7 protein-coding genes, 1 pseudogene and 1 riboswitch are annotated in these 8,049 nt (G+C 63.4%); of the genes and pseudogenes, 6 read left to right on the plus strand and 2 right to left on the minus strand.

Features of this window, described 5'->3' with window-relative positions; translation table 11 throughout:
- Nucleotides 1-66: 66 nt before the first annotated feature.
- From FJ867_RS26020 to FJ867_RS26040, 5 genes are all read left to right on the plus strand, one after another.
- On the plus strand, nucleotides 67-1,233 hold the full coding sequence (locus tag FJ867_RS26020; protein WP_140558908.1) for a diphosphate--fructose-6-phosphate 1-phosphotransferase: 1,167 nt from the start codon (nucleotides 67-69) through the stop codon (nucleotides 1,231-1,233).
- Between the two features lie 70 nt (nucleotides 1,234-1,303).
- A complete protein-coding gene (locus FJ867_RS26025; protein ID WP_140501235.1) occupies nucleotides 1,304-2,023 on the plus strand; it encodes an MBL fold metallo-hydrolase in 720 nt (239 codons plus the stop codon).
- Between the two features lie 197 nt (nucleotides 2,024-2,220).
- Nucleotides 2,221-3,765, plus strand: a complete 1,545-nt coding sequence (locus FJ867_RS26030) for a DegQ family serine endoprotease (RefSeq protein WP_140763874.1) — start codon at nucleotides 2,221-2,223, stop codon at nucleotides 3,763-3,765.
- A 143-nt stretch (nucleotides 3,766-3,908) separates the two neighbouring features.
- Nucleotides 3,909-4,142, plus strand: a complete 234-nt coding sequence (locus tag FJ867_RS26035) for an AbrB/MazE/SpoVT family DNA-binding domain-containing protein (RefSeq protein ID WP_140501232.1) — start codon at nucleotides 3,909-3,911, stop codon at nucleotides 4,140-4,142.
- The gene (locus tag FJ867_RS26040) at nucleotides 4,139-4,537 is read left to right on the plus strand and encodes a type II toxin-antitoxin system VapC family toxin (RefSeq protein ID WP_140818942.1); all 399 of its coding nucleotides are present in this window, start codon (nucleotides 4,139-4,141) and stop codon (nucleotides 4,535-4,537) included. Before FJ867_RS26035 ends, FJ867_RS26040 begins: the two co-directional genes overlap by 4 nt.
- 93 nt (nucleotides 4,538-4,630) lie before the next feature.
- Here the strand turns inward: FJ867_RS26040 and FJ867_RS26045 are convergent, their stop codons facing one another.
- Nucleotides 4,631-5,731 (minus strand): hybrid-cluster NAD(P)-dependent oxidoreductase, encoded by a 1,101-nt coding sequence (locus tag FJ867_RS26045; protein WP_140818946.1) that lies wholly within the window; start codon nucleotides 5,729-5,731, stop codon nucleotides 4,631-4,633.
- 19 nt (nucleotides 5,732-5,750) lie between these two features.
- Nucleotides 5,751-6,997: pseudogene (locus tag FJ867_RS26050) on the minus strand (aromatic ring-hydroxylating dioxygenase subunit alpha).
- Nucleotides 6,998-7,127: 130 nt separating this feature from the next.
- Nucleotides 7,128-7,330, minus strand: a riboswitch (cobalamin riboswitch).
- A 480-nt stretch (nucleotides 7,331-7,810) separates the two neighbouring features.
- On the opposite strand from FJ867_RS26050, the gene FJ867_RS26055 reads away from it, so the two are divergent.
- Nucleotides 7,811-8,008 (plus strand): DUF680 domain-containing protein, encoded by a 198-nt coding sequence (locus FJ867_RS26055; RefSeq protein WP_140501224.1) that lies wholly within the window; start codon nucleotides 7,811-7,813, stop codon nucleotides 8,006-8,008.
- The last annotated feature ends 41 nt before the right edge of the window (nucleotides 8,009-8,049 follow it).

Consider the following 8,049-nt stretch of genomic DNA (forward strand, 5'->3'; position numbering starts at 1 on the left):
CCGTTGCGCGATGGCCAAAGACAGGCGAAGGTGCCTGAAATCCAATCGCCCGGGAGAATTTCACCAATGGCCGGAACTTTCGTCATCGCGCAGGGCGGCGGCCCGACGGCCGTCATCAACCAGACCGTGGTCGGGGCGACGCTGGAGATCCGCAAGCGGCATCCCGGCGCCAAGGTCCTGGGCTCCATCCACGGCGTGCGCGGTATCCGCGACGGCAATTATATCGACCTCTCCGCCGTCCCGGAAGACCGCCTGCGGCTGATCGCCGGAACGCCGAGCGCGGCCCTTGGCTCGACGCGCGACAAACCGGATGCAGCCTATTGCGAGGTCGTCCTCGACGGCCTGAAGAAGGCCGGCGCGGATGCCTTCATCTACATCGGCGGCAATGACACGTCGGGCACGCAGCAGATCCTGACCGATGCCGCCGGGGGCAAGATCGCGTTCGTGCATGCGCCCAAAACCATCGACAATGATCTCGAGGAGAACGACCACACGCCGGGTTTCATCTCGGCGGCCGAGTTCGTCGCCGGCGCTTTCCTGTCCGTCGATCTCGATTTCCGCGCTCTGCCCGGCATCTATGTCGGCATCGTCATGGGCCGGCACGCCGGCTTCCTCACGGCCGCGGCCGCGGCTTGGCAGCTCGATCCCGACAGTGGTCCGCATCTCGTCTACGTGCCGGAGCGGCCGTTCTCGGCCACAGCCTTCATCGAGGACGTGCGCGCCACGCTCGACCGCCACAAGCGCTGCATCGTCGCCGTTTCGGAAGGGGTGAGCACCGCCGACGGCAAGGCGCTGGTTGAAAGCCTGGTCCCGCCCGAGAAGCTGGAGCGCGACCAGCATGGCAATGTCAAGCTATCGGGCAGCGACCTGCCGGCGGCACTCGAGCGGGCGCTCGCCGAAGGGCTGCCGGGCAAGCGCGCCCGCGTCGATGCGCTGGGCTACATGCCGCGCGGCTATGTCGGCGCCATCAGCGCCGTCGACGCGCAGGAGGCGTTCGACGCGGGAGCGTTTGCGGTCACCGTGGCCGAACAGGGCGGCGGCTCCGTGGCGCTGCAATATGACGGCACCAAAACCGTGCTGAAGAAGGTGCCGCTGAAGAACGTGGCCGGCAAGACCCGTCACATGCCCGAGAACTTCATGAAGCCGGACGCCAACCATCTGTCCGACGCCGGCATGGCTTACCTGAAGCGGCTGGTGCCGGAAAAATACAAGGTCGGAAAGCCCTTCGTCTGATGTCGGGACCATACTTGATTCCAGGATCACACCTGATGCGAGGCTCACACCTGATGCCGGGCCGCTTCTGATGGAGAACTGGTTCAGCAGGAGCATCGTCGACGAGAAGACGACGATGCTGACCGAGCCGTTCGTGCATGACTATGTGCGCGCCAACATCTGGCATCTCACCGGCCGCGACGCCGACCTTTTGGTCGATACCGGCATGGGCATCTGCCCGCTGGCGCCGGAGATCGAAACCCGGGCCGGCAAACCGCTCATCGTCGTCGCCACCCACATCCATCTCGATCATGTCGGCTCGCTGCATGAATTCGCGCTGCGCGCGGGACCCAGGGTGAGTGCCGCGCAGTTCGAGAACATGGATGAGGCGGCGACCTACGCCTACATGTTCCACGACCTCGACGGCGCCGTCTCGCGACTGCCGGCACCGGGCTGGAAGGCTGCGGATTACAAGATCCCGCCAGCGCCGCTGACGCGCACCCTCGACGAGGGTGATGTCGTCGATCTCGGCGACCGCCGCTTCCGCGTGCTGCATCTGCCCGGGCATTCGCCGGATTCGATCGCGCTGTTCGACGAAGCAGACGGCCTCTTCTTCAGCGGCGACGCCATCTATGACGACCGGCTGATCGACGACCTGCCAGACTCCGACAAGTCGGCCTATTGCCTCACCATGCGGCGTCTGCTCGACCTGCCGATCCGCATCGGCCATGGCGGTCACGGCCCGAGTTTCGACGGCGAGCGCATGCGCGAGATCGCCTCGGCCTATCTCAGCCGAGCGGCTGGTCCATAAGCCGGCTCTAAAATTAAATCTTCGTAAGGTCGCCCGAAAACCCTAAATCGGGCCAATCCGCGCCCTAGATGCTGGTTTGTCGATCCGGCCGGCTGCCATGCGCGGCGAGACAGGCAATCCGGCTGTCGACAGCCGACGGGTGTTTTTCCCCGAACCATCCGCGGCCCAGGTTCAACTCTCGCCCGGACAGAACGACCATGTCACCCATAAGCATTCTTCGTAGACATCGCGTCGCGGCCCTGCTGGGCGCTGCGCTGATCATTTCTCCCATCGTGGCCTCCTTCGCCGAAAGCCCGAACGACGTCCGCAACGCCGTCGGTACGACACAGACCCCCGTAGCCGGCGTAAGGGCCCCGAACGGCTCCTTTGCCCCCATCGTGGCAGCCGACAAGCCGGCCGTGGTGACGGTTACGACCGTCATGAAGGGGCAACCGGACGCCATGAGCGATGCCTCGCCCCTGGACGGCGGCGGCTCGCCTTTCGACGATTATTTCCGCCAGTTCTTCGGCGACCAGGGCGTGCCCGGGCCGAAAGCGCCGCCGCAGCAGTCGCAGCGCGCCGAAGCGCTCGGATCCGGCTTTATCGTCGGCGCCGACGGCACCATCGTCACCAACAACCATGTCATCGACGGCGCGAGCTCGATCAAGGTGACGCTTGACGACGGTACAGAGCTTCCCGCCAAGCTGGTCGGCCGCGACGCCAAGAACGACCTTGCGGTGATCAAGATCAAGGCCGACAAGCCCCTGCCGACGGTAAAATGGGGAGATTCCGATAAGTTGATGCCGGGCGATCAAGTGCTGGCCTTCGGCAATCCGTTCGGCATCGGCACCACGGTCACCTCAGGTATTGTCTCGGCGCGCGGCCGCGACCTCCACAGCGGGCCGTTCGACGATTTCATCCAGATCGACGCGCCGATCAACCACGGCAACTCTGGCGGTCCGCTGGTCGATGTGAGCGGCAACGTCGTGGGCATCAACACCGCGATCTATTCGCCGAATGGCGGCAGCGTCGGCGTTGGCTTCGCCATTCCGTCCGACCAGGCGCAAAAGGTGGTCGCCAAGCTGATGAAGGGCGGCGAAATCGAATACGGCTATCTTGGCGTCCAGATCCAGCCGGTGACCCCGGACGTTGCCAGTGCCATAGGTCTCGATCACCCCGGCGGCGCATTGGTCTCCTCGGTCACCGAGGGCTCGCCGGCGGCCGCGGCCGGCATCCAGACGGGGGACCTCATCACCGGCTTCGCCGGCCAGGAGATAAAGGATCCCAAGGACCTGTCGCGTGCCGTCGCCGATGTCTCGCCCGGCAAGAAGGAAACGCTCGACGTCTGGCGCAATGGCAAAACCATGCAGCTTTCCGTCGACGTCGGCCGCAATGGCGACGATGCGCAGACCGCGTCGGTATCTGGTGATTCCGGCGCGCCGGGAAACGGGCAGGGCGCCCGCCTGCCGGCGATCGGGCTCGGCCTGATGGACATCACGCCCGATATTCGCCAGCAGATGAACCTCCCCGACAACCAGCGTGGCGCGGTGGTCGCCGCGGTCAATCCCAACAAGGCGGCGGCGGCTTCCGGCGTCCAGCCCGGCGACATCATTATCGCCGTCAACCAGATGCCGGTGAAGAGCGCCAGGCAGGCCACGCAGGCGATCGCGCAGGCCGGCAAGTCAGGCCGCAAATCGGTGCTGCTGCTGGTGGAACGAGGCGATGCCCAGATCTATGTCGCCGTGCCCTTCGCCAATGGCTGAGACATCGCGTTGACATGAATGCAGGGATGGCGGGCTTGTCGGTCGACGAGCCCGCCTCCCGGCCGGGGATTGACGCTTCAGGCCTTGAAATCCGGACCGCAAGGTAATACCTTCGGGAGACATGGTATTACCGAGGAACGAAGATGGCGACGACCGTTACAGCGAAGGGACAAGTGACCATCCCCAAACCGGTTCGCGATCTCCTGGAGATCGTCCCGGGAAGCAAGGTCGATTTCCGGCGCGCTGCCGATGGCAGCGTGGTGCTGACCCGTGCTGACAAAAAGCAGCCGGCGAGCCGCTTCGCCAGGTTGCGAGGCCATGCCGGCGAGGGGCTCACGACCGACGCGATCATGGCGCTGACGCGTTCCGAACGGTGACGCTCATCGACACCAACGTTCTGCTCGACGTTGTTACGGACGATCCGAGCTGGGCGGATTGGTCGGTCGCCCATCTCGAGGCAGCGAGCCTCGATGGGCCGTTGTTGATCAATGATGCGGTCTATGCCGAGCTTGCCGTCCGCTACGCACGCATCGAGGATCTGGAGGCGTTTGTCGAGGCGGCCGGTCTAGAAATGGTTCCGATGCCAAGAGCAGCCCTCTTCCTTGCCGGAAAAGCATTTACACAATATCGCAGATCGGGAGGATCCAGGACCGGCGTGCTGCCTGACTTTTTCATCGGCGCCCACGCAGCCGTCGGACGCCTTCCGCTGCTGACGCGTGATATCGGCCGCTACCGGACTTATTTCCCTTCTGTGACGCTGATCACTCCCTGAATGGCCGTCGGATTTCGCTCCAAAGCGTGTCGCATCGAAATGGGCTCATGCGACGCGCTTTAAGCGGCGTTGCAGACCGCCGAGCGCCGCCGGTCACGCCTCGATGTCAAGCGCCGAAAGCGGCTTGGAGCAGCAGGCGAGAATGAAGCCGTCCTCGATCTCGTGATCGAGGATGCCGCCATTGTGGCTCATCTCGACCTCGCCCGAGAGCTTCTTGACCTTGCAGGTTCCGCACAGGCCGAATTCGCACGCGGCGGGGATTCTGACTCCCGAGGCGCGCGCCGTCTGCAGCACCGTCTGGCCGGCGACGCATGCGGCATCGACATCCGAAATCGAGAACCGGATCGGCGTCGCGGCTTCGACAGGAATGGCTGCGCCGTCTCCAGTCGGCGAGGCGAACGGCGCCGGGATTTCCTCCACCAGCGGCGCTGCAAAGCTCTCCTGATGGTATCTCGCCATGTCGAAGCCGGCGGCTTCGAGCATGCCGCGCACGGCACGCATGAAGGGGTCGGGGCCGCAGCAGAAGATTTCGCGCTCTCGGAAATCGGGCGCCAGAAGCGGCAGCCGGATGGCGTCGATGCGGCCCATATGGCCGAACCAGCCTTCCCGGCTCGACCGCTCCTCGATCATGAAACCGAGCGACAGGCCGGGCATGCGGCTGCCGAGCAATTCCAGCTCCTTGCGGAAGATGATCTCTTCGGGGCGGCGGGCGCAGTTGACGAAGCCGATATCGGTCCATGGCGCGCAGTCATTCAGCCAGCGCAGCATCGACATCATCGGCGTCACGCCGGAGCCGGCCGAGATGAACAGATATTTGGCCGCCGGGTGGCTGTGCAGCGAAAAGTCTCCGGCCGGCCCATACGCCTTGACGTGCGAACCAGGCCTCAAATGGTCGAACATCCAGCGTGTGCCGGTGCTGCCGGCCTGCGCCTTCACCGTCACCGCGATCGAGAATGGCCGTGAAGGCGAAGACGACAGCGTGTAGGTGCGCATCAGCAACCCATCCGCTGTCGGCAGTTCCAGCGTCACGAACTGGCCCGGCTTGTAGCGGAACCAGGTCTGGTTGTCGGAGCGGAAGGTGAAGGTCTTTACATCAGGCGCCTCGTCGCTCACGCCGATCACTTCCAGCACCTGGAGCCTGTCGTTCCAGGGCGCCATCTGATCGAGATGGCGATAGAGGCCGAGATCCGTCATCGCATTCATCCCTCACCTCTCAAGCAACGCTGCGCAGGGCCGGCCGGCCGTCTTCGGCGAGGCGCGGACCGATGAAACGCGCGTACCAGTCGACGAACTGGATGACGCCGCCTTCGTGCAGTTCGGAATAGGGGCCGGGTTCATAGGCCGGCGACAGGATGCCGAAGGCGTTTTCCTCGACGATGCGGCGGTCCTGGTCGTTGGTCTCGGTCCAGACATGGGTGAGTTCGGCGAGATCATAGTCGACGCCCTCGACCGCGTCCTTGTGAACCAGCCATTTGGTCGTCACCGCGGTTTTCGTGGCGCTGATCGGCAGCACGCGGAAGGTGACGGCGTGGTCGCCAAGGATGTGGTTCCAGGTCGTCGGATAGTGATAGAGCAGCAAGGAGCCGATGCGGTCGGTGGCAACGCTGTCGGACAGGTTCTTCTTGATCGCGCGTTTTCCCGTCATCGTGTAACTGACGGCATCGCGCAGCAGCGGCGCGCGGGTGGCACGGTATTGTCCGGCCGGGTCGATGCGGAACCTGCTCGGCAGGCCGGCGGCCTCGCATTTGGCCCAGTGCGCCAGCATCTCCGGATCGCTGTCGGCGCCTTGCACGCCGGTCACGGTCGGCGCCTCAGGAAAGGTCTTCAGAGCTCCGGATGGTTGCCGGCGCAATGATAGCATTCGCGGTTGTTTTCCCAGACCAGCTTCCAATTGCCCTTCTCGACGATGGTGCTCTCGAAGGCGACCTTTGCTTCGCGCAGCCGGTGCGGCGCCAAATAGGGTTCGATCATCGTCCGCATCGGCGCGAAATCCGCCGGCTCGTCGGCGAGGCAAATGAAGATGTAGCCGCCGACGCTTTCGCAGGCGACCGGCTTCAGGCCGAGCTGGCTCTTGTCGAAGCCCTCGGCCATCTGCCTGGCGAACAGCAGCCTGCCGTCCAGTTCATAGGTCCACTGATGGTAGGGGCAGACGAGCTTCGCCGCCGTGCCCTTGTCTGTGTTGCAGACGCGGCTGCCGCGATGGCGGCAAGAATTGTGGAAGGCGTTGATGTTGCCCTTCTGGTCGCGCACCAGCACGACAGGATAGTCGCCGATCTGCACCGTAATGAAGCTGCCGGGCCTGGGCAGTTCGCAATCATGGCCGATGAACAGCCAGTCGCGGTACCAGATCAGCTCCATGTCGAGCTTGAAGTAGTCGGCGTCGGTGTAGAAGGGCTGCTCGAGTGAGAAGCCGTCCCTGCGGCCTTGCAGCCGTTTCAGCATGTCGTTGCGCGCATCCATGTCCTGTCCTCGCATTGAAGTCCTGTCCTCACATTGAAGGACTGAACGGAGGGGAGAGAGGAAGGATCAAGCCGCGCGCCGGCTTGCGCCGGACATGCACCATCCGCCTCTTGACCGCCCGCCGCGATCAGTCGAGTCCAACATCTCAGGCTGGTTTCCGGGCTCTGGAGCTGTCCTTGCGGACTGTCGCGACACCTTCCCAGGCCTTTGCCCAGTGGTCTCCCGTTGCGACCTGAACTCCACCACCGTTGCGGGGGCAGCGCCGGATTCTGACCGGCTTCCCAATTCTCCGCCTCGTCGTCACGCGGCGGCACCTGAGATGGCAGGATCTAACCATGATCGCCGACTTGTCGTCGGCATGAAAACGACATCGCATCCATGCCGCGCGACACGCATTGGAAACGGTGCGGTCGTCATTGCAGGGGCAGAAAGCCTCAGGTCGCCGCCTCGGATTCCGTCTCGTGGCGGAGCCAAAAAAGGTTAACGGTTTCGAAAAGTGACTATTAGCGCTCTCTAAAATCGAACCGAACGGTTCGTTTCTGTTGACGATGCGTGCAGGACGGTGTGAACACTGGGCCTTCGACACAGTTGGTGATCGCGCGACGTGTTTGCATAACCAACTGATAGTAAACAGAAAAAAACGAATGTTGAAGGCTCTGGCACAATTTCAAGTGGTGGAAACTTGGTCCACACGGAAAAACTTCGTGATTGGAAATGGCGGTATGGCTTTCCCACATCGGGGCTGTCCGAACGACGCGATTTCCTCCCAAGACACGCCGCTAGACGGACGGAAAAATACTGGAGTATCAAAAAATGAAAAAGATCATTCTCACTGCCGCCGCCCTTCTGGCTGTTTCCGGCAGCGCCTTCGCTAGTAGCGACCATTATGGTTCGAATGCCCCTGCGGCCACCGCCGTTGACAGCTCGTACACCGCTTCGACCAAGAAGTCGGAACCGGCTGCCCAGACGCCTGTCCAGGGTGCCGATCGCAACCTCTTCGGCAACAACTAACAGCCGATCTCCAGTTGACGGCGGGCCTTCCGCCGTCCTGG

Origin of the sequence: Mesorhizobium sp. B2-5-3, from assembly GCF_006441005.1 — a bacterium.
Taxonomy (GTDB): Bacteria; Pseudomonadota; Alphaproteobacteria; order Rhizobiales; family Rhizobiaceae; genus Mesorhizobium.